We start from the raw sequence: 20,093 nt of genomic DNA on the forward strand, positions 1-20,093 counted from the left end.
TGGGAACGATCAACGGTTAAAGGTTTTGCAGGGTTTCGAGCAGGACTCTGACCTTGGTGATCGATTCCTGATACTCCGCCTGCCAGTCCGAATCGGCGACGATCCCGCCACCGCCCCAGCAGCACACCTGCCCATCCTTCACCAGCAGACTGCGGATCGCGATAGAGCTGTCCATTTCGCCGCGCACGTCCAGGTACAGCAACGAACCGCAATACAAGCCGCGTCGGGTCGGCTCCAGTTCGTCGATGATCTGCATCGCACGAATCTTCGGTGCGCCGGTGATCGAGCCGCCGGGGAAACTGCCGGCAATCAGGTCCAGGGCGTCGCGATCCGCCGCCAGTTCACCGGTTACGCTGCTGACCAGATGATGCACGTTCGGATAGCTTTCCAGGCTGAACAACTCCGGCACCCGCACGGAGCCGATGCGGCAGGTGCGGCCCAGGTCGTTGCGCAGCAGGTCGACAATCATCAGGTTTTCCGCACGATCCTTGGGGCTGGCCAGCAGTTCGGCGGCGTTCGCCGCGTCCTCGGTCGGGTTCGCGCCACGGGGACGGGTGCCCTTGATCGGGCGGGTTTCCACCTGACGCTGGCTGACTTTGACGAAACGCTCGGGCGACAGGCTCAGCACTGCATTGCCGTCGGGCAGGCTCTGGAACCCGGAAAACGGCGTCGGGCAGGCCTCGCGCAATTTGCAGTAGGCCAGCCATGGATCGCCCTGGCACGGCGCGCGGAAACGCTGGGCGAAATTGACCTGATAGCAGTCGCCGGCCTGGATGTAATGCTGGATGCGTTCGAACGCCTGACGGTATTCATCTGCCGAGAGATCGGCTGCCATTGGGCCGTTCAGCTTGAACGGCGTCAGTTCCGTGCCCACCGGTTGGCTGAATACATCGATCAACCGTTGTTTTTCGCTGGCGCTGACCGAGGGGTGAAACACCAGTTGGCTGGTGGCCGATTGGTGGTCGCTGATCAGTGCCCAGTCGTACAGACCAAAACGCGCATCGGGCAATTGCAGATCATCCCGGGCCTGACTCGGCAGGTTTTCCAGATGCCGGCCGAAGTCGTAGCTCAGGTAACCGATCAGGCCGCCGGCGAAGGGCAATTCGTACCCATCGGGCAATTGCGCGTCGCCCAACCGGGTCAGATTATGCCGCAGACGTTGCAGGAAATCGTCGCCGCGCTCGTCCGGCAAAACCGCCAGCTGTTCCAGCGGCCAGGCGCTGAGCAGGTCATAACGGCCACGGTCGGCACTCGGGCGGCCGCTGTCGAGCAGGACGGCGCCGGGCGCATGGCGGATGGCCGCGAAATAGTCGGCGGGGTTGGCGCGGTAGGGCAGCGGGTGTACGGAACAGGTCAACATGGGCGGGGCAGATCGGCCATCTAGGCGGGGTGGGGATTGTAGTCCTCTCCGATGCCAGATCAAAGTCAAAAGCCTACCCCCTCACCCCAGCCCTCTCCCCCAGGGGGGCGAGGGGGAAAGGGAGCAGATCTCTATGCTTTTCAAAACTTAAGTTCGACTCGGTAATTCAGGTCGATGTAACTCGAATAATCCACACGGTCGGCTCCCTCTCCCTCCGGGCGGTCCGACGTTTCGGGAGGGCTGGGGTGAGGGTGCTTTTTGCTTCTGAGCTTCAGCCCTCGACCGCCGGAATATGCCCAAATAACTCCTGAGCAAACGCCACCCGCTCTTCAACCGATTCAGTCACGCCACGCGCCTTGAGTTCTTCCAGATGCGCTTCCACCGCATGGGTGCGCAACGTCAGCCCGCAATCATTGGCAATCTGGATATTCAGCCCCGGCCGCGCATTCAGCTCCAGAATCAGCGGGCCTTTCTCCTGGTCCAGCACCATGTCCACGCCGATGTACCCCAGGCCACACAGCTCATAGCAACCGGCGGCGAGCTTCATGAAACCGTCCCAGTAGGGCAGTTGCACGCCATCCACCGCGTTGGTGGTGTCCGGGTGTTTGGTGATGATGTTGTTCAGCCAGGTGCCGCGCAAAGTCAGGCCGGTGGCCAGGTCGACACCGACGCCGATGGCGCCCTGGTGCAGGTTGGCCTTGCCGCCGGACTGGCGGGTCGGCAAACGCAGCATCGCCATCACCGGGTAACCCATCAGCACGATGATGCGGATGTCCGGCACGCCTTCGTAGCTGATGCTCTTGAAGATCTGGTCCGGGGTCACCCGATATTCGATCAGCGCCCGGTCGCGGTGCCCGCCCAGCGAATACAGGCCGGTGAGGATGCTGGAGATATGATGCTCCAGCTCTTCGTGGGCAAGGATCTTGCCCGACACCGTGCGATAGCGGCCCTCGAAACGGTCGGCGATGACGATGATGCCGTCACCGCCGGCGCCCTGGGCCGGCTTGATCACGAAGTCGTTGCGCCCGCCGATGATCTCGCCGAGCTTGTCGATTTCCTTTTCCGTGGAAATCACGCCATACAGTTCCGGCACATGAATGCCGGCCTCGATCGCGCGTTCCTTGGTGATGATCTTGTCATCGACGATCGGGTACAGGCTGCGCTTGTTGTACTTGAGCACGTAGTCCGCGTTACGCCGATTGATGCCCATGATGCCCCGGGCTTCCAGGGCCTTCCAGGTCTTCCAGAAACCGAACATCAGGCGTCAGCCTTCTTCAGGAAAGCCTTGAAACGCACCAGTTCAGTCAGGCGATAACCGCGATAGCGACCCATGGCCAGCATGAAGCCCACCAGAATCAGCAGAATCGCCGGGAAGGTGAACACGAAGTACACCAGCTCCGGAACGGTCATGATCAGGTGCGCCAGGGACGCCGCGAACAGCGTGCCGATCGCCACTTTCATGGCATGGCTGGCGCCGCGTTCTTCCCAGGTGATCGACAGGCGTTCGATGGTCATGGTCAGAATCACCATCGGGAACAGCGCCACCGACAGACCGCGCTCCAGACCGAGTTTGTGACTGAACAGGCTGATCGCCGCGATCAGCACCACCACGAACGTCAGCACGACCGACAGGCGCGGCAGCATTTGCAGCTTCAGGTGTTCCAGATACGAGCGCAGTGATAACCCGAGCGCGGTGATCACGGTAAACAGCAGGATGCCGAAGCCCAGTTGCGTCTCGCGGAAGGCCAGGGCGATCAGCACCGGCGTGAACGTGCCGAGGGTCTGCAGGCCGATCAGGTTGCGCAGGATCAGGATCACCAGCACGCCGATCGGAATCATCACCATGATCATGAAGGTTTGCTGGGTTTGCAGCGGCAGGCCGTACAGCGAGTATTCGAGGAAGTTGGCGTCGGTGTTTTCGTCGGTCAGCTTGGCCAGACGAATCGCGTTCATCTCGCTGTTGTTCAGGCTGAAGGTTACGTTGGCTTTCTTGCCGCCGTCGACGGTGATCAGGTTTTCATCACCGCTCCACCACAGCAGGCGGTCAGTCGGCAGGCCTTGCTCGCCGGTTTCCGGGTTGAAGTACAGCCAGTCGGTGCCGTTGAAGCTGCGCAGCCACAGTTCCGGGGTTTGCGGTTGATCGGCGACGAGGCGGATGGTGTGGACTTTCTCCACCGGTACGTGGGCGATGGACAGCAGTAGTTCGACGATCTTGGCTTTGTGCGGTGTCGACGGATCGCCGGCCAGCAGCAGTTTCACGTTGTCGTCGTTGACGTTGTTGACGCGTTTGATCGCCTCGCCAATGAAGGTCTCGACGTCGGCCGAGTGCTGGCGGATCGGCGCGAGCAGTGCTTCGGCGGCGATCTTTTCCGGGCCTTCGATGGCCATGCTGTCGCGGAAGGTCGGGCCTTTGATCTTGGTTTTCTCGGCGGTGTAACGCTTGGTCAGCACAAGACGGTAATAAAGGGTCTGGTTACCCTTGGCCCGGCGTGCCGACCAGGTGACCTTGCGATTGCCGTCGACGCGGTTGACTGCCACCCCGTAGTTGTTGGAGATAAAGCTTTCATTGAGGCTGACGTAATCGCGGCTCAGGGGCGGCACGAACATCTGGATCTTCACCGGATCCTTGGTGCTGGCGACGAACTCGACCTTGGCGTCGATGTTCCACAGGTCGTCGGTGGCGTCTTCGGTCACCGGGATGCCGAGCACGAAAATCTGATAGGCCGTAACCGAAACGCCCAGCAACACCAGGATGGTGATCAGGACTTTCAGGTGGAAGGTTAGAGAACGCATGGAAATTACTCGGCGGTATGAGCGGCGATGGCGCAGGCGGGTTTGCCGGCAGCGTATTTAAGACTGGGATCGACCAGCGCATCGAAGCGTTTCAGCGCCTCGGAGCCGATCAAAAGCGGGTATTGGAACGCACTACGGTCGGTCAGGTTCACTTCGATGCTGCGCATTGCCGAACCCATGCAGATGTCCAGCTCGATCACCGGGCGGGCGGTGTACTTTTTGCCTTCTTCCGGATCGTAGTCGCCGGCGCGGCGCTTGATCTTGCTGACCCGGGCCAGCGGCCGTTCGATCGGGTGGGAATGCGCGGCGTCGATGGCCAGGTAGAAACGTACCCAGGACTCGCCATTGCGTTTGAAGCGTTTGATGTCGCGGGCACTCAGGGAGGCGGTTTTCGCCCCGGTGTCGAGTTTCGCCGCCACTTCCAGGTTGATCCCGTCGAGGGCAGCGTATTCGTTGAGGCCGTACACGGTCTTTTCCCCCGCCGCAGCAAGGCCGGGCAGGCAAAACAGTGCAAAGAATGTGGGGAAGGGCTTGAGTCTCATAAATCCTGGCGAGCAGCGTTCCGTTCTCGGTTCAGGGCCATGGCATCAGGAAATCCCGTCTGCCCATGCGCCTTCGTGTGCCTATCAGCTTTTTATGACAAGCCGTGCAAATGACTCGCAAATGCGGGCGGCATTCTAGCACGGTGGTTTTATGGCGCCAGCGCCGGGGCCGGTCTATAACCCTTGGGGCTGACACGCAGGCTTATTAGACGATTGTCGACAATCTCTATTTATCCTTTGACTGATGCGGGTTGATTCGCTAGTTTTTGCCGCATTGGATTTTAAGGTGTCGACAATATGCTGGATCAACTCGATCCCCCGGTGATCAGCGGCGACGATTCCGAGACGCTCTCGGAAAACGTCTTCCGACGCATCCAGGCGGCCATCGTCAAAGGCGAGATCGCCCCGGGCAGCAAGATCTCCGAGCCGGAACTGGCGCGCACCTACGGCATCAGCCGCGGGCCGCTGCGCGAGGCGATCCATCGTCTGGAAGGCCAGCGCCTGTTGGTGCGCGTACCGCACGTCGGTGCGCGGGTGGTGTCGCTGAGCCACGCCGAATTGCTCGAACTCTACGAAATCCGCGAATCCCTCGAAGGCATGGCCTGCCGTCTGGCGGCCGAACGCATGAGCGTCGAAGAAATCGACGAACTGCGCCGGGTGCTGGAAACCCACGAACGCGATGCAGCGTTCCAGGCCGGCGTCGGCTACTACCAGCAGGAAGGCGATTTCGACTTTCACTACCGGATCATCCAGGGCAGCGGCAACCGCACCCTTACGCAAATGCTCTGCGGCGAGCTCTATCAACTGGTGCGCATGTACCGCATCCAGTTTTCCACCACGCCCAATCGCCCGCGCCAGGCCTTTGCCGAACACCACCGGATTCTCGATGCCATCGCCGACCGTGACGGCGAGCTCGCGGAATTGTTGATGCGCCGTCACATCGGCGCCTCGAAACGCAACATCGCCCGTCATTACCAGGACGGCGCCGACAATAAGACAGCCACTGAACGAGGTGAGTCATGAGTTCCAACAAGAGCACTCCAGGCCAGCGTTTCCGCGATGCGGTCGCCAGCGAACATCCGCTGCAAGTGGTCGGGGCGATCAATGCCAACCACGCGCTGCTGGCCAAGCGCGCCGGTTTCAAGGCGATCTACCTGTCGGGTGGCGGGGTGGCTGCCGGCTCCCTCGGCGTGCCGGATCTGGGCATCACCGGCCTGGATGACGTGCTGACCGACGTGCGCCGCATCACCGACGTCTGCGACCTGCCGCTGCTGGTGGACGTGGACACCGGTTTCGGCGCCTCGGCGTTCAACGTGGCGCGCACCGTCAAGTCGATGATCAAGTTCGGCGCGGCGGCGATTCACATCGAAGACCAGGTCGGCGCCAAGCGCTGCGGTCACCGTCCGAACAAAGAGATCGTGACCCAGCAGGAAATGGTCGACCGCATCAAGGCTGCCGTCGATGCCCGCACCGACGACAGCTTCGTGATCATGGCGCGCACCGACGCGCTGGCCGTTGAAGGCCTGGAATCGGCACTGGATCGCGCCGCCGCGTGCATCGAGGCCGGCGCCGACATGATTTTCCCGGAAGCCATCACGGAACTGGAGATGTACAAACTGTTCGCCAGCCGCGTGAAAGCGCCGATCCTGGCCAACATCACCGAATTCGGCTCGACGCCGCTGTACACCACCGAGCAACTGGCCGGCGCCGACGTGTCGCTGGTGCTGTACCCGCTGTCGGCGTTCCGCGCGATGAACAAGGCCGCGGAAAACGTCTACACCGCGATCCGCCGCGACGGCACTCAGCAGAATGTCATCGACACCATGCAGACTCGCATGGAGCTTTACGATCGTATCGATTACCACACCTTCGAGCAGAAGCTCGACGCGTTGTTTGCGGCGAAGAAGTAAGCCGCAACCGTACTCCCTAATAAATTCAAGATTGGAGACAACAATGGCCGAAGCAAAAGTACTCAGTGGCGCCGGGCTCCGGGGCCAGGTCGCCGGGCAAACCGCACTGTCCACCGTGGGCCAGGCCGGTGCCGGGCTGACCTATCGCGGCTACGACGTGCGCGAACTGGCAGCCGACGCACAATTTGAAGAAGTGGCGTACCTGCTGCTCTACGGAGAACTGCCGACCAAGGCGCAACTCGCCGACTATCAAGGCAAGCTGAGCAAGCTGCGCGACCTGCCGCAAGCACTCAAGGAAGTGCTGGAACGCATCCCCGCCGACGCCCACCCGATGGACGTGATGCGCACCGGCTGCTCGTTCCTGGGCAATATCGAGCCGGAAAAAGACTTCTCCGAGCAACGCGACAAGACCGACCGTCTGCTGGCCGCCTTTCCGGCGATCATGTGCTACTGGTATCGCTTCAGCCACGACGGCAAACGCATCAATTGCGTGACGGACGAGCAGTCCATCGGCGGCCACTTCCTGCACCTGCTGCACGACAAGAAGCCGAGCGAACTGCACGTCAAGGTCATGAACGTTTCGCTGATCCTCTACGCCGAGCACGAATTCAACGCCTCGACCTTCACCGCTCGGGTGTGCGCTTCGACCCTGTCCGATCTGTATTCCTGCATCACGGCGGCCATCGGTTCGCTGCGCGGCCCGCTGCATGGCGGCGCCAACGAAGCGGCGATGGAAATGATCGAGCGCTTCTCGTCGCCGGAAGAGGCGATCAAGGGCACCCTCGGCATGCTGGAGCGTAAGGACAAGATCATGGGCTTCGGCCACGCCATCTATAAGGACAGCGATCCGCGCAACGAGGTGATCAAGGGCTGGTCGAAAAAACTCGCCGACGAAGTGGGCGACAAGGTGTTGTTCGCGGTTTCCGAAGCCATCGACAAGACCATGTGGGAACAGAAAAAACTGTTCCCCAACGCCGACTTCTACCATGCCTCGGCGTACCACTTCATGGGCATACCGACCAAGCTGTTCACCCCGATCTTCGTCTGCTCGCGCCTGACCGGCTGGGCGGCGCACGTATTCGAACAGCGCGCCAACAACCGCATCATCCGTCCAAGCGCCGAGTACACCGGCGTCGAACAGCGCAAGTTCGTGCCAATCGAACAGCGCTGACCGGGGAGGGCGCCGGCACAGGCGCCCCCTCTTTGAAACTACCGTGACCGAGTCCTGACCGATGAACACAGAATTTCGCAAGAACCTGCCCGGCACGCCGCTGGACTTTTTCGACGTCCGCGCGGCTGTCGATGCGATCCAGCCGGGCAGCTACGACACCCTGCCGTACACCTCTCGCGTGCTGGCGGAAAACCTCGTGCGTCGCTGCGACCCGGCCACGCTCACCGATTCCCTGAAACAACTGATCGAGCGCAAACGCGACCTCGACTTCCCGTGGTTTCCGGCCCGCGTGGTGTGCCACGACATTCTCGGCCAGACCGCGCTGGTGGATCTGGCCGGCCTGCGCGACGCGATTGCCCAGCAGGGCGGCGACCCGGCGCAGGTCAACCCGGTGGTGCCGACGCAACTGATCGTCGACCACTCGCTTGCGGTGGAAGCGGGCGGCTTTGACAAGAAGGCCTTCGAGAAGAACCGCGCCATCGAAGACCGGCGCAACGAAGACCGCTTCCACTTCATCAACTGGACCAAGAAGGCCTTCAAGAACGTCGACGTGATCCCGCCGGGCAACGGCATCATGCACCAGATCAACCTGGAGAAAATGTCGCCGGTGATTCAGGTGCGCGACGGCGTGGCATTCCCGGATACCTGCGTCGGCACCGACAGCCACACCCCGCACGTCGATGCGCTGGGCGTGATTGCCATCGGCGTCGGTGGTCTCGAAGCTGAAAGCGTGATGCTCGGCCGCGCATCGTGGATGCGCCTGCCGGAAAGCGTCGGCGTCGAACTGACCGGCAAGCTGCAACCGGGCATCACCGCCACCGACATGGTGCTGGCCCTGACCGAATACCTGCGCAAACAGAAAGTGGTCGGCGCATGGCTGGAGTTCTTCGGCGAAGGTGCTTCGGCACTGACCCTCGGCGACCGCGCGACCATCTCCAACATGGCCCCGGAATACGGCGCCACGGCGGCGATGTTCTACATCGACCAGCAGACCATCGATTACCTGAAACTCACCGGTCGCGAAGACCAGCAAGTGCAGCTGGTCGAGCAATACGCCAAGCAGATCGGCCTGTGGGCCGACAGCCTGAAAGGCGCGCAATACGAGCGCGGCCTGACCTTCGATCTGTCTTCGGTGGTGCGCAACATGGCCGGCCCGAGCAACCCGCACGCTCGCGTGGCGGTGTCGGATCTGGCGGCCAAAGGCATCGCCGGCCAGTGGGAGGACGTGCCGGGGCAAATGCCCGACGGCGCGGTGATCATCGCCGCCATCACCAGTTGCACCAACACCAGCAACCCGCGCAACGTGATCGCCGCCGGCCTGCTGGCGCGCAATGCCAACAAGCTTGGGCTGACCCGCAAGCCGTGGGTCAAGTCGTCGCTGGCACCGGGTTCGAAAACCGTGGCGCTGTACCTCGATGAAGCGGGACTGACCACAGAGCTGGAGCAACTCGGTTTCGGCGTCGTCGCCTTCGCCTGCACCACCTGCAACGGCATGTCCGGCGCGCTGGATCCGGTGATCCAGCAGGAAATCATCGACCGCGATCTGTACGCCACCGCTGTGCTGTCCGGTAACCGTAACTTCGACGGGCGGATTCACCCGTACGCCAAGCAGGCGTTCCTCGCTTCACCGCCGCTGGTGGTGGCCTACGCGATTGCCGGCACCATCCGTTTCGACATCGAAAAAGACGTGCTGGGCGTGGTCGACGGCAAGGAAATCCGCCTGAAAGACATCTGGCCGAGCGACGAAGAAATCGACGCGGTGGTGAAATCCTCGGTCAAGCCCGAGCAGTTTCGTCAGGTCTACATCCCGATGTTCGCCATCCATGAAGACACCGGCCCGAAAGTAACGCCGCTGTACGACTGGCGCGAAATGAGCACCTACATCCGCCGTCCGCCGTACTGGGAAGGCGCGCTGGCCGGGGCGCGGCCGCTCAAGGGCATGCGCCCGCTGGCGGTGCTGCCGGACAACATCACCACCGATCACCTGTCGCCGTCGAACGCGATCATGCTCGACAGCGCCGCCGGCGAATACCTGGCGAAAATGGGGCTGCCGGAAGAGGACTTCAACTCTTACGCGACCCACCGGGGCGACCACTTGACCGCACAGCGCGCGACCTTCGCCAACCCGAAACTGTTCAACGAAATGGTCGTGGAAAACGGCAAGGTCAAGCAGGGTTCGCTGGCTCGTGTCGAGCCGGAGGGCCAAGTGATGCGCATGTGGGAAGCGATCGAAACCTACATGGAACGCAAGCAGCCGCTGATCATCATCGCCGGCGCCGACTACGGCCAGGGTTCGTCCCGCGACTGGGCGGCCAAAGGCGTGCGGCTGGCGGGTGTGGAAGCGATTGCCGCCGAAGGTTTCGAGCGCATTCACCGCACCAACCTGGTGGGCATGGGCGTGTTGCCGCTGGAGTTCAAACCGGGCACCGACCGCAAGACCCTGGGTATCGACGGCAGCGAAACCTACGACGTGATCGGCGAGCGCACGCCGCGTGCCGACCTGACGCTGGTGATCCATCGCAAGAACGGCGAACGCGTTGATGTGCCGGTGACCTGCCGTCTGGATACCGCTGAAGAAGTGTCGATCTACGAGGCCGGCGGCGTGTTGCAGCGCTTTGCCCAGGACTTCCTCGAAGAGTCGGCGGTTGCCGTTTAAACCAAGTAGTGCGAACGCGGGTCGGTTGATCCGCGTTTGCTGATAAGGAGCACCATGGCTCACGCACCGCAAATAAGAATCCCCGCCACCTACATGCGTGGCGGCACCAGCAAAGGCGTGTTTTTCAGCCTCAAGGATCTGCCCGAAGCCGCGCAGATTCCCGGCCCGGCCCGCGATGCGCTGCTGCTGCGGGTCATCGGCAGCCCCGACCCGTACGACAAGCAGATCGACGGCATGGGCGGCGCAACGTCCAGCACCAGCAAAACCGTGATTCTGTCGAAAAGCATCAAGGCCGATCACGACGTCGATTACCTGTTCGGTCAGGTGTCCATCGACAAGCCGTTCGTGGATTGGAGCGGCAACTGCGGCAACCTGTCGGCGGCGGTCGGTTCGTTCGCCATCAGCAATGGTCTGGTGGACGCCAGCCGCATTCCGCACAACGGCGTGGCGGTGGTTCGCGTGTGGCAGGCCAACATCGGTAAAACGATCATTGCCCACGTGCCGATCACCAATGGCGAAGTTCAGGAAACCGGTGATTTCGAACTCGACGGCGTGACCTTTCCGGCCGCCGAAGTTCAGGTCGAATTCATGGATCCGGCGGCGGAAGAAGAGGGCGGCGGTGGCTCGATGTTCCCCACCGGCAACCTGATCGACGAGCTGGAAGTGCCGGGCGTCGGTACGTTCAAGGCGACCATGATCAACGCGGGTATCCCGACGATCTTCGTCAACGCCGAAGACATCGGCTACACCGGCACCGAACTGCAAAGCGCGATCAACAGCGATCCGAAAGCGTTGCAGATGTTCGAGACCATTCGTGCTTATGGCGCGCTGCGCATGGGGCTGATTTCGAATCTGGATGAGGCGGCCAAGCGACAACACACGCCGAAGGTTGCGTTTGTCGCCAAGCCTGCGGATTACGTGGCATCGAGTGGCAAAGCCATTGGCGCCGGGGATGTGGATCTGCTGGTGCGGGCGTTGTCGATGGGCAAGCTGCACCACGCGATGATGGGGACGGCGGCGGTGGCGATTGGCACCGCAGCAGCCATCTCGGGCACTTTGGTGAATCTGGCGGCGGGTGGCGTTGAACGCAATGCGGTGCGGTTCGGGCATCCGTCCGGGACGTTGCGTGTTGGCGCAGAAGCTAGCCTGGAAAATGGTGAGTGGGTCGTGAAGAAGGCGATCATGAGCCGCAGTGCGCGGGTCCTGATGGAAGGTTACGTCCGCGTTCCTGGCGACTCTTTTTAAGATCAAGAGCTCCCTCATCAGAACGCCGCCCAGCCCTCTCCCGGAGGGAGAGGGAGCCGACCGAGGTGTCTTGCGGGATACATCGACCTGAAAAATCGTGGCGATTATGGATTCGGCAAAGCACTTTCAGGTCGGCGTAGCTTTTGAACATCCCCCATTCGGTCCCCTCTCCCCCCGGGAGAGGGCTAGGGTGAGGGCAACAATCCAACTGAAGAAACACCCCAAAGCAGACACCCACGATCTGCTCTAAACAAAAAAACCAACCAGCCCCTGAGGAAGACCCCACCACTCATCATTCCCCACCAGGAGAACCGCAATGAGCGCCAACGTCGACCTGAACAACCGCCCCGACTACGACCGTATCCTGCAGGACATCGCCGATTACGTCCTCACCTGCAAAATCGAATCCACCGAAGCCCTCGACACCGCCCGCAACTGCCTGATGGACACGCTGGGCTGCGGTCTGCTGGCCCTGCGTTTCCCCGAATGCACCAAGCACCTTGGCCCAATCGTCGAAGGCACCGTCGTCCCATTCGGCGCCCGAGTCCCTGGCACCTCCTATCGCCTCGACCCGGTAAAAGCGGCGTGGGACATCGGCTGCATCGTGCGCTGGCTCGATTACAACGACACTTGGCTCGCCGCTGAATGGGGCCATCCGTCGGATAACCTCGGCGGGATTCTCGCGGTGGCCGATCACCTGTCGCAAAAACGTCTGGCCAGCGGTGAAGCGCCGCTCACCGTGCGCGATGTACTCGAAGCCATGATCATGGCCCACGAGATTCAAGGCGTGATCGCCCTGGAAAACTCCTTCAATCGTGTAGGCCTCGATCACGTCATTCTGGTGAAAGTCGCCTCGACTGCCGTGACCGCCAAACTGATGGGCGCCAACCGCGAGCAGCTGTTATCGGCGCTGTCCCACGCGTTTGCCGACGGTCAGGCGTTGCGCACTTACCGCCATGCGCCGAACGCCGGTTCGCGAAAATCCTGGGCGGCGGGGGATGCGTCGAGCCGGGGCGTGCGGCTGGCGGATATCGCGATGCGCGGCGAAATGGGCATTCCCGGCGTCTTGAGTGCCAAGCAGTGGGGCTTTTACGACGTTCTGTTCAGCCACACCAACAACGATCTGGCGCTCAAGCCTGAAGACAAACGCGCCTTCAGCTTCTCCCGGCCGTTCGGCAGTTACGTGATGGAAAACGTGCTGTTCAAGATCAGCTTCCCCGCCGAATTCCACGCGCAAACCGCCTGCGAAGCCGCCGTGACCCTGCATCCGCAGGTGCGCAATCGTCTGCATGAGATCGACCGGATTGTCATCACCACGCATGAGTCGGCGATCCGCATCATTTCCAAGGTCGGGCCGCTGGCCAACGCCGCCGATCGCGATCACTGCCTCCAGTACATGACCGCCGTGCCGCTGGCGTTCGGCAATCTGGTGGCTGAGCAGTACGAGGATGATTTCCACAAGGCCCATCCGATCATCGATGTGCTGCGCGAGAAAATGGTCATCGTCGAGGATCCGCGCTTCACCCGCGAATACCTGGAGGCCGACAAGCGCTCGATCGCCAATGCGGTGCAGGTGTTTTTCAAGGACGGTTCGAGCACGGAAAACGTGGTGGTGGAGTACCCGATCGGCCATCGCCGGCGTCGCGCCGAGGGCATTCCGTTGCTGGAGGACAAATTCAGGGCGAACCTGCTGACACGATTCACCGGGCAGCGAAGCGAGGAGATATTGGCGTTGTGCAAGGACCAGGAGCGGCTTGAGTCGACGCCTGCTAATCGGTTTGTGGATTTGTTTGTTATCTGAGGGACCGCGTTATCGTTCTTCGCGAGCAAGCCCGCTCCCACATTTGACCGTATTCCAATGTGAGAGCGGGCTTGCTCGCGAAGACGGCAGATCAGACACAGAAAATTTATTTGAACCGCCGCTCGACACCTTTCTCCACCAGAATCTTCGCGGAAATTTCTTCCACCGAAAAATGCGTGGAGTTGATGTTCGGGATGTTCTCGCGGCGGAACAGGTTTTCCACCTCGCGCACTTCGAACTCGCACTGGGCGTAACTCGAATAACGGCTGTTGGGCTTGCGTTCGTTGCGGATCGCGGTGAGGCGGTCCGGGTCGATGGTCAGGCCGAACAGCTTGTGCTGGTGGGCGCGCAGGGCGGCCGGCAGTTGCAGGCGTTCCATGTCGTCTTCGGTCAGCGGGTAATTGGCCGCGCGGATGCCGAACTGCATCGCCATGTACAGGCACGTCGGCGTCTTACCACAACGCGACACGCCCACTAGTATCAGGTCGGCCTTGTCGTAATAGTGGGTGCGGGCGCCGTCGTCGTTGTCCAGAGCGAAGTTCACCGCTTCGATGCGCTCCATGTAATTGGAGTTGTGACCGATGGAGTGGGACTTGCCGACGGTGTAGGAAGAATGCTCGGTCAGTTCCTGCTCGAGCGGGGCGAGGAACGTCGAGAAAATGTCGATCATGAAACCATTGGAGGTTGCGAGAATCTCACGGATGTCCTGATTGACGATGGTGTCGAAGATGATCGGCCGGAAACCGTCGGTTTCAGCGGCTTTGTTGATTTGTTGTACCATGGCCCGCGCTTTTTCAACGCTGTCGATGTAGGGGCGCGTGAATTTGCTGAAGGTAATGTTTTCGAACTGCGCCAGAAGGCTTTGACCCAGGGTTTCGGCGGTGATGCCGGTGCCATCGGAGATAAAGAAAGCAGATCGTTTCATTTGCACCTTGGGCCTTAAGCTAATGAGCATTTCTGGATATGATAGGCGCGATTTGCCGGCCGCCATTGGCCCGCATTCTCACTTATTTTCCAGGTCCAGGCCATACAGCCGGCCAACGCTCCCCCGAGCCGCCGGTTTCTGAGCTTTTCCAACACAGTTAGTGGAGAGATCACCTTGGTAGAGTACGTAGTTTCCCTCGATAAGCTCGGCAAACACGATGTTGAGCATGTGGGGGGCAAGAACGCATCCCTGGGCGAGATGATCAGTAACCTGGCCGGTGCCGGTGTTTCGGTCCCCGGCGGCTTCGCCACCACGGCGCAAGCCTATCGCGACTTCCTGGAACTGAGCGGTCTGAACGATCAGATCCACAAGGCCCTCGATGCGCTGGACGTCGATGACGTCAATGCCCTGGCCAAGACCGGCGCCCAGATCCGCCAATGGATCATGGAAGCCGAATTCCCTGAAAAACTGAACACCGAGATCCGCACCGCGTTCGCCGCGTTGTCGGCCGGTAATCCTGACGTGGCCGTGGCCGTGCGTTCCTCCGCCACCGCCGAAGACCTGCCGGACGCTTCGTTCGCCGGTCAGCAGGAAACCTTCCTGAACATCCGGGGCGTGGAAAACGTCATTCGCGCGGCCAAGGAAGTGTTCGCTTCCCTGTTCAACGACCGTGCCATTTCCTACCGCGTGCACCAGGGCTTCGACCACAAGCTGGTCGCCCTGTCGGCTGGCGTGCAGCGCATGGTGCGTTCGGAAACCGGCACCGCCGGCGTGATGTTCACCCTCGATACCGAATCCGGCTTCCGTGACGTGGTGTTCATCACCGGCGCCTACGGTTTGGGCGAAACCGTTGTACAAGGCGCGGTGAACCCGGACGAATTCTATGTCCACAAGGGCACCCTGGAAGCCGGTCGCCCGGCGATCCTGCGGCGCAACCTGGGCAGCAAGGCCATCAAGATGATCTACGGCGACGAGGCCAAGGCCGGTCGTTCCGTGAAAACCGTTGATGTCGACAAGGCCGACCGCGCGCGTTTCTGCCTGACCGACGCTGAAGTCAGCGAGCTGGCCAAGCAGGCGATGATCATCGAGAAGCACTATGGCTGCCCCATGGACATCGAGTGGGCCAAGGACGGTGACGACGGCAAGCTGTACATCGTGCAGGCCCGTCCCGAAACCGTGAAGAGCCGCACCCAGGCCAACGTCATGGAACGTTACCTGCTGAAGGAAACCGGCACCGTGCTGGTGGAAGGTCGTGCCATCGGCCAGCGCATCGGCGCCGGCAAGGTGCGGATCATCAAGGACGTGTCCGAGATGGACAAGGTCCAGCCAGGCGACGTGCTGGTCTCCGACATGACCGACCCGGACTGGGAACCGGTCATGAAGCGCGCCAGCGCCATCGTCACCAACCGTGGCGGCCGTACCTGCCACGCGGCGATCATCGCCCGTGAGCTGGGTATCCCTGCGGTCGTCGGTTGCGGCAACGCCACCCAACTGCTGAAGGACGGCCAGGGCGTGACCGTGTCCTGCGCCGAAGGCGACACCGGTTACATCTTCGAAGGCGAACTGGGTTTCGACATCAAGAAGAACTCCGTCGACGCCATGCCGGAGCTGCCGTTCAAGATCATGATGAACGTCGGCAACCCGGACCGCGCCTTCGACTTCGCGCAGCTGCCGAACGCCGGTGTGGGCCTGGCCCGTCTGGAATTCATCATCAACCGCATGATCGGCGTGCACCCGAAAGCGCTGTTGAACTACGACGGCCTGCCGCAGGACATCAAGGAAAGCGTCGACAAGCGCATCGCCGGTTACGACGATCCGGTCGGCTTCTATGTCGAGAAACTGGTTGAGGGCATCAGCACCCTGGCCGCTGCGTTCGCTCCGAAGAAAGTCATCGTGCGTCTGTCGGACTTCAAGTCCAACGAATACGCCAACCTGATCGGCGGCAAACTCTACGAGCCGGAAGAAGAAAACCCGATGCTGGGCTTCCGTGGCGCTTCGCGTTACATCAGCGAATCGTTCCGTGACTGCTTCGAACTCGAGTGCCGTGCGCTGAAGCGTGTGCGCAACGAGATGGGCCTGACCAACGTCGAAATCATGGTGCCGTTCGTCCGTACCCTCGGCGAAGCCAGCCAGGTGGTGGATCTGCTTGCCGAAAACGGCCTGGCCCGTGGCGACAACGGCCTGCGCGTGATCATGATGTGCGAACTGCCATCCAACGCGATCCTGGCTGAAGAATTCCTCGAATTCTTCGACGGTTTCTCGATCGGCTCCAACGACCTGACCCAGCTGACGCTGGGCCTGGACCGTGACTCCGGGATCATTGCGCACCTGTTCGACGAGCGTAATCCGGCGGTCAAGAAGCTGTTGGCCAACGCGATCGCCGCGTGCAACAAGGCCGGCAAGTACATCGGCATCTGCGGTCAGGGTCCTTCGGACCACCCGGACCTGGCCAAGTGGCTGATGGAGCAGGGCATCGAAAGCGTGTCGCTGAACCCGGACACCGTGCTGGAAACCTGGTTCTTCCTTGCCGAAGGCCAGGCGGCGGAATAAGCCGTGAATGAAGCCCCGGCCCGTTGAACCGGGTCGGGGCTTTAAGATTGAAGTAGGGCGAGCTCTCCGGATGCCGCCCTTTTTTGTGCAAGAGCATTATGCAAAGCAGCAGCAACCTATTTCCTGTCGCCCTGATCAGCGCCGAGCGACGCGGTGATCTGAGCGAAGACGTTTATCGTTTGAAACCGGGCAACAGCCCTGACTGGTCCGTGGAAATCGCGGTGACCCGCCTCGGCTTGGCCGATGAGCCGGCGTCGCGCGGCGTGCCAGTGATCTTGCTGCACGGCAGTTTTTCCAATCGGCGCTTCTGGTTCTCGCCGAAGGGCCTGGGCCTGGGCGCGTATCTGACGCGTCTGGGTTTCGATGTGTGGATCCCGGAAATGCGCGGTCACGGTCTGTCCCAGCGCAACGAGGACTACCGCCGCAACCGCGTCGCCGACTATGCCCGTTACGATCTGCCGGCGATTGCCGCGTTCGTCCGTGAGCAGAGCGGGCAGATTCCGCACTGGATCGGCCACTCGCTGGGTGGCATCACGTTGGCGGCCGCGCTGGGCGGCGAATACCTCGGTGAACCGGCGGTGGCGTCGGCGGCGTTTTTCGGCACGCAGGTCAGCCGCACGTACTGGCCGCTGAAGATTCCGCCGGTGGAGTGGAGTGGGCGCTTCATTCTCAAGCGTTTTGCCCAGTTGTCCGGCTCGCGACTCAAGCGCGGCCCCGAGGACGAGCCGATCGGCCTGGCGCTGGAAAGCATGCGCTGGTACGGACTGTTCGGGCGTTTCGGCGACAAGGACAAGGATTGGTGGGCAGGTCTTGCCGACGTGCAGGTCCCAGTGCTGGCGGTAAGCGCGGCGGGGGATCATCAGGATCCTGCTTGGGCCTGCAGGAAACTGTTCGAACAGATTGGCTCCGAGCACAAGCAGTTCATCAACCTGGGCCGTGAGCAGGGTTTCAACGATCAGTTCGGGCATGTCGAGATGCTGGTCAGCAAAGCGGCACAGGCCGAGGTCTGGCCGCTGGTGGCGCGCTGGCTGGCAGATCAGCACACGCCATTGCTTGGCGAGAAGCCGGATCTGGCGGCAGCGGTCTGAACGCGGCGCCCTGAAAAGGGCATTTCGTTCGCGTCGGCTTGCGGCTAAGATATGACGCATTGGACGGTTCTGGTCATATTTAGTGACTGTTTCGCTATTACGTTTCAGCCTGTGTTCAGGTTCGTTCAGCGACCATGACATGGTCTAAGGTAAACAGCGACCGCCGGAACTCGTTTCAAAAGAGTGCGACATCCTTGATCGTCTTCCTTTTTACAGGAGTTTTTCGATGAACCATTACCTTACGCCTGACCTGTGCGACGCCTATCCGGAGCTGGTTCAGGTGCTGGAACCGATGTTCAGCAATTTCGGCGGCCGTGATTCGTTCGGCGGCGAAATCGTGACCATCAAATGCTTCGAAGACAACTCGCTGGTCAAGGAGCAAGCCGAGCTCAAGGGCAACGGCAAGGTGCTGGTGGTCGATGGTGGTGGTTCCCTGCGCTGCGCACTGCTGGGCGACATGATCGCCGAGAAAGCCGCGAAAAACGGTTGGGAAGGGCTGGTGATCTACGGTTGCATCCGTGATGTGGACGTCATCGCCCAGACCGATCTCGGCGTTCAGGCCCTGGCCAGCCATCCGAAAAAGACTGAAAAACGCGGTCTCGGCGACCTCAACGTGCCGGTGACCTTTGCCGGTGTCACTTTCCATCCCGGCCAGTACATCTATGCGGACAACAATGGCGTGATCATCTCGCCAAGCCCGCTGAAAATGCCTGAATAAATCGCGGTAACCACAGGGGTGAGGATGTTCGAGGAAGAAAACGCGCAATGGGGGCTGGTGCATGCCCTGGTGCTGGACGGTAAAGGCGGTGCGCGTTCGATAGCCCGGACTGATCTCGACGATCTGCAGCTGCAGGCTCATGAAAGCTTGTGGCTGCATTGGGATCGCAGTCACCCGCAGACCCAGACCTGGCTGCGTAAATCCAGTGGGCTCAACGAGTTCACCTGCGATTTGCTGCTGGAAGAAAACACTCGCCCACGCCTGTTGCCGCTGCCGGACTCCGAGCTGCTGCTGTTTTTGCGCGGGGTCAATCTGAACCCGGGTGCCGAGCCGGAGGACATGGTGTCGGTGCGGATCTTTGCCTCGGCCCAGCGGGTGATTTCCCTGCGCTTGCGTCCGTTGCGCGCCACCGATGAGTTGCTGGTGATGCTGGGCGAGGGGAAGGGGCCGAAAACCTCGTCCGAACTGATGCTGTATCTGGCGCAGTTCCTCACCAACAAGGTGCAGGATCTGGTGACTTGCCTCTCCGAAGTGGTCGATGAAGAGGAAGAAAAACTGGATGCCGACGAACGGTATACCCCTGAGCATGGCGCCATTTTGCACATCCGTCGCCGGGCCGCCGGACTGAAGCGTTTTCTGGCACCGCAGCGGGATATTTTCGGACAGCTGACGCGGATAAAACTGCCGTGGTTCGTCGATGACGATGCCGACTACTGGAACGAATTGAACAACAGCCTGACCCGTTATCTCGAAGAGCTCGAATTGACCCGAGAGCGCGTGGGGCTGGTGCTGGAGGCCGAAGACCGGCGCTTGAGCGTGCACATGAATCGCACGATGTATCGCTTCGGGATCATCACCTGCATCTTCTTGCCGATGAGTTTTATTACCGGTCTGTTGGGCATAAACGTCGGCGGAATACCGTTCGCCAGCAGCCCTTATGGCTTCCTGATCGCTTGCCTGACGGTGCTCGCCCTGGCGTTCGGCCAGTGGTGGTTGTTCCGCCGTTTGCGCTGGGTATGAAGATGCACCATGTGACCCGACCAAATTTGCCCGCGTCTTTCACAGACATCACGAGAGGTGCGTATGCACGATCCGTTTGAACAGTCTTTGCGCGACATGCTCAACGCTTCGCCGTCCAGCCGTGACGACGATGCCTGCCTGGGCCGCGTGCTCAAAACCGCCAACCGCCAGGTTGGCGCCGGCGATCTGTTCAGCCTGCTGGGCCGCTGGCTGCCCGCGCTGATGATCGCCCTGAATAACGGCTCGGCCCATGTCGCGCCGGTCTCCCGTCTCCGTAAACCTACCGCTCGCACTGCTGATAAGGCTGATTGAAT

At 61.2% G+C, this 20,093-nt stretch carries 16 protein-coding genes; 11 read left to right on the forward strand and 5 right to left on the reverse strand.

All coding sequences use genetic code 11. The annotated features are described in order from the left end of the window. Positions 1-16: 16 nt before the first annotated feature. The 4 genes from pabB to rloA all read right to left on the reverse strand — a co-directional run bounded on the left by pabB (position 17) and on the right by rloA (position 4,695). Positions 17-1,360 (reverse strand): aminodeoxychorismate synthase component I, encoded by a 1,344-nt coding sequence (gene pabB, locus ACKUG4_RS09740; protein ID WP_445433889.1) that lies wholly within the window; start codon positions 1,358-1,360, stop codon positions 17-19. Positions 1,361-1,631: 271 nt separating this feature from the next. Then, positions 1,632-2,618 carry an alpha-L-glutamate ligase-like protein gene (locus tag ACKUG4_RS09745; protein WP_039769976.1) on the reverse strand — a complete coding sequence of 329 codons (987 nt, stop codon included), beginning with the start codon at positions 2,616-2,618 and terminating at the stop codon, positions 1,632-1,634. Further along, positions 2,618-4,153: an osmotic stress tolerance membrane protein RloB gene (gene rloB / locus ACKUG4_RS09750; RefSeq protein WP_007951967.1), complete on the reverse strand. Its 1,536-nt coding sequence runs from the start codon at positions 4,151-4,153 to the stop codon at positions 2,618-2,620. The genes ACKUG4_RS09745 and rloB overlap by 1 nt, the downstream gene beginning before the upstream one ends. A gap of 5 nt (positions 4,154-4,158) precedes the next feature. After that, positions 4,159-4,695: a retropepsin-like aspartic peptidase RloA gene (gene rloA, locus ACKUG4_RS09755; protein WP_011333239.1), complete on the reverse strand. Its 537-nt coding sequence runs from the start codon at positions 4,693-4,695 to the stop codon at positions 4,159-4,161. Between the two features lie 300 nt (positions 4,696-4,995). On the opposite strand from rloA, the gene ACKUG4_RS09760 reads away from it, so the two are divergent. The 6 genes from ACKUG4_RS09760 to prpD all read left to right on the forward strand — a co-directional run bounded on the left by ACKUG4_RS09760 (position 4,996) and on the right by prpD (position 13,478). Beyond that, positions 4,996-5,718 (forward strand): GntR family transcriptional regulator, encoded by a 723-nt coding sequence (locus ACKUG4_RS09760; RefSeq protein ID WP_169432611.1) that lies wholly within the window; start codon positions 4,996-4,998, stop codon positions 5,716-5,718. Continuing rightward, the gene (prpB, locus tag ACKUG4_RS09765; protein ID WP_007951973.1) at positions 5,715-6,605 is read left to right on the forward strand and encodes a methylisocitrate lyase; all 891 of its coding nucleotides are present in this window, start codon (positions 5,715-5,717) and stop codon (positions 6,603-6,605) included. Before ACKUG4_RS09760 ends, prpB begins: the two co-directional genes overlap by 4 nt. A 43-nt stretch (positions 6,606-6,648) precedes the next feature. Next, a complete protein-coding gene (gene prpC / locus ACKUG4_RS09770; RefSeq protein WP_445433890.1) occupies positions 6,649-7,776 on the forward strand; it encodes a bifunctional 2-methylcitrate synthase/citrate synthase in 1,128 nt (375 codons plus the stop codon). Positions 7,777-7,837: 61 nt separating this feature from the next. Further along, on the forward strand, positions 7,838-10,432 hold the full coding sequence (gene acnD, locus ACKUG4_RS09775) for a Fe/S-dependent 2-methylisocitrate dehydratase AcnD (protein ID WP_445433891.1): 2,595 nt from the start codon (positions 7,838-7,840) through the stop codon (positions 10,430-10,432). Between the two features lie 54 nt (positions 10,433-10,486). Continuing rightward, entirely contained in the window at positions 10,487-11,677 is a 1,191-nt protein-coding gene (gene prpF / locus ACKUG4_RS09780; RefSeq protein WP_074687618.1) for a 2-methylaconitate cis-trans isomerase PrpF, read from the forward strand. A 316-nt stretch (positions 11,678-11,993) separates the two neighbouring features. After that, positions 11,994-13,478 carry a 2-methylcitrate dehydratase gene (prpD, locus tag ACKUG4_RS09785; RefSeq protein WP_445433892.1) on the forward strand — a complete coding sequence of 495 codons (1,485 nt, stop codon included), beginning with the start codon at positions 11,994-11,996 and terminating at the stop codon, positions 13,476-13,478. Between the two features lie 106 nt (positions 13,479-13,584). Here prpD and ppsR read toward each other — a convergent pair whose 3' ends face one another. Continuing rightward, complete coding sequence (ppsR, locus tag ACKUG4_RS09790) at positions 13,585-14,403, reverse strand: posphoenolpyruvate synthetase regulatory kinase/phosphorylase PpsR (protein WP_007951980.1); 819 nt, start codon at positions 14,401-14,403, stop codon at positions 13,585-13,587. Between the two features lie 174 nt (positions 14,404-14,577). On the opposite strand from ppsR, the gene ppsA reads away from it, so the two are divergent. From ppsA to ACKUG4_RS09815, 5 genes are all read left to right on the forward strand, one after another. Then, positions 14,578-16,953, forward strand: coding sequence for a phosphoenolpyruvate synthase (gene ppsA / locus ACKUG4_RS09795; protein ID WP_085613278.1), 2,376 nt, complete (start codon positions 14,578-14,580; stop codon positions 16,951-16,953). A gap of 98 nt (positions 16,954-17,051) precedes the next feature. Continuing rightward, complete coding sequence (locus ACKUG4_RS09800) at positions 17,052-18,041, forward strand: alpha/beta fold hydrolase (RefSeq protein ID WP_085649399.1); 990 nt, start codon at positions 17,052-17,054, stop codon at positions 18,039-18,041. Between the two features lie 226 nt (positions 18,042-18,267). Then, positions 18,268-18,759: a ribonuclease E activity regulator RraA gene (gene rraA / locus ACKUG4_RS09805; RefSeq protein WP_011333248.1), complete on the forward strand. Its 492-nt coding sequence runs from the start codon at positions 18,268-18,270 to the stop codon at positions 18,757-18,759. A 24-nt stretch (positions 18,760-18,783) separates the two neighbouring features. Then, the gene (cmaX, locus tag ACKUG4_RS09810; protein WP_085613279.1) at positions 18,784-19,779 is read left to right on the forward strand and encodes a divalent cation transporter CmaX; all 996 of its coding nucleotides are present in this window, start codon (positions 18,784-18,786) and stop codon (positions 19,777-19,779) included. A 63-nt stretch (positions 19,780-19,842) separates the two neighbouring features. Then, on the forward strand, positions 19,843-20,091 hold the full coding sequence (locus tag ACKUG4_RS09815) for a hypothetical protein (protein ID WP_007951986.1): 249 nt from the start codon (positions 19,843-19,845) through the stop codon (positions 20,089-20,091). Positions 20,092-20,093 lie beyond the last annotated feature (2 nt).

The sequence above is a fragment of the Candidatus Pseudomonas auctus genome (assembly GCF_048654275.1).
In the GTDB taxonomy this organism is placed as follows: domain Bacteria; phylum Pseudomonadota; class Gammaproteobacteria; order Pseudomonadales; family Pseudomonadaceae; genus Aquipseudomonas; species Aquipseudomonas pharyngis.

Bases quoted from the DNA above. Each gene is read 5' to 3' on its own strand.
- pabB (WP_445433889.1), bottom strand. From the start codon at position 1,360: ATGTTGACCTGTTCCGTACACCCGCTGCCCTACCGCGCCAACCCCGCC.
- ACKUG4_RS09745 (WP_039769976.1), bottom strand. From the start codon at position 2,618: ATGTTCGGTTTCTGGAAGACCTGGAAGGCCCTGGAAGCCCGGGGCATC.
- rloB (WP_007951967.1), bottom strand. From the start codon at position 4,153: ATGCGTTCTCTAACCTTCCACCTGAAAGTCCTGATCACCATCCTGGTG.
- rloA (WP_011333239.1), bottom strand. From the start codon at position 4,695: ATGAGACTCAAGCCCTTCCCCACATTCTTTGCACTGTTTTGCCTGCCC.
- prpB (WP_007951973.1), top strand. From the start codon at position 5,715: ATGAGTTCCAACAAGAGCACTCCAGGCCAGCGTTTCCGCGATGCGGTC.
- prpC (WP_445433890.1), top strand. From the start codon at position 6,649: ATGGCCGAAGCAAAAGTACTCAGTGGCGCCGGGCTCCGGGGCCAGGTC.
- acnD (WP_445433891.1), top strand. From the start codon at position 7,838: ATGAACACAGAATTTCGCAAGAACCTGCCCGGCACGCCGCTGGACTTT.
- prpF (WP_074687618.1), top strand. From the start codon at position 10,487: ATGGCTCACGCACCGCAAATAAGAATCCCCGCCACCTACATGCGTGGC.
- prpD (WP_445433892.1), top strand. From the start codon at position 11,994: ATGAGCGCCAACGTCGACCTGAACAACCGCCCCGACTACGACCGTATC.
- ppsR (WP_007951980.1), bottom strand. From the start codon at position 14,403: ATGAAACGATCTGCTTTCTTTATCTCCGATGGCACCGGCATCACCGCC.
- ACKUG4_RS09800 (WP_085649399.1), top strand. From the start codon at position 17,052: ATGCAAAGCAGCAGCAACCTATTTCCTGTCGCCCTGATCAGCGCCGAG.
- rraA (WP_011333248.1), top strand. From the start codon at position 18,268: ATGAACCATTACCTTACGCCTGACCTGTGCGACGCCTATCCGGAGCTG.
- cmaX (WP_085613279.1), top strand. From the start codon at position 18,784: ATGTTCGAGGAAGAAAACGCGCAATGGGGGCTGGTGCATGCCCTGGTG.
- ACKUG4_RS09815 (WP_007951986.1), top strand. From the start codon at position 19,843: ATGCACGATCCGTTTGAACAGTCTTTGCGCGACATGCTCAACGCTTCG.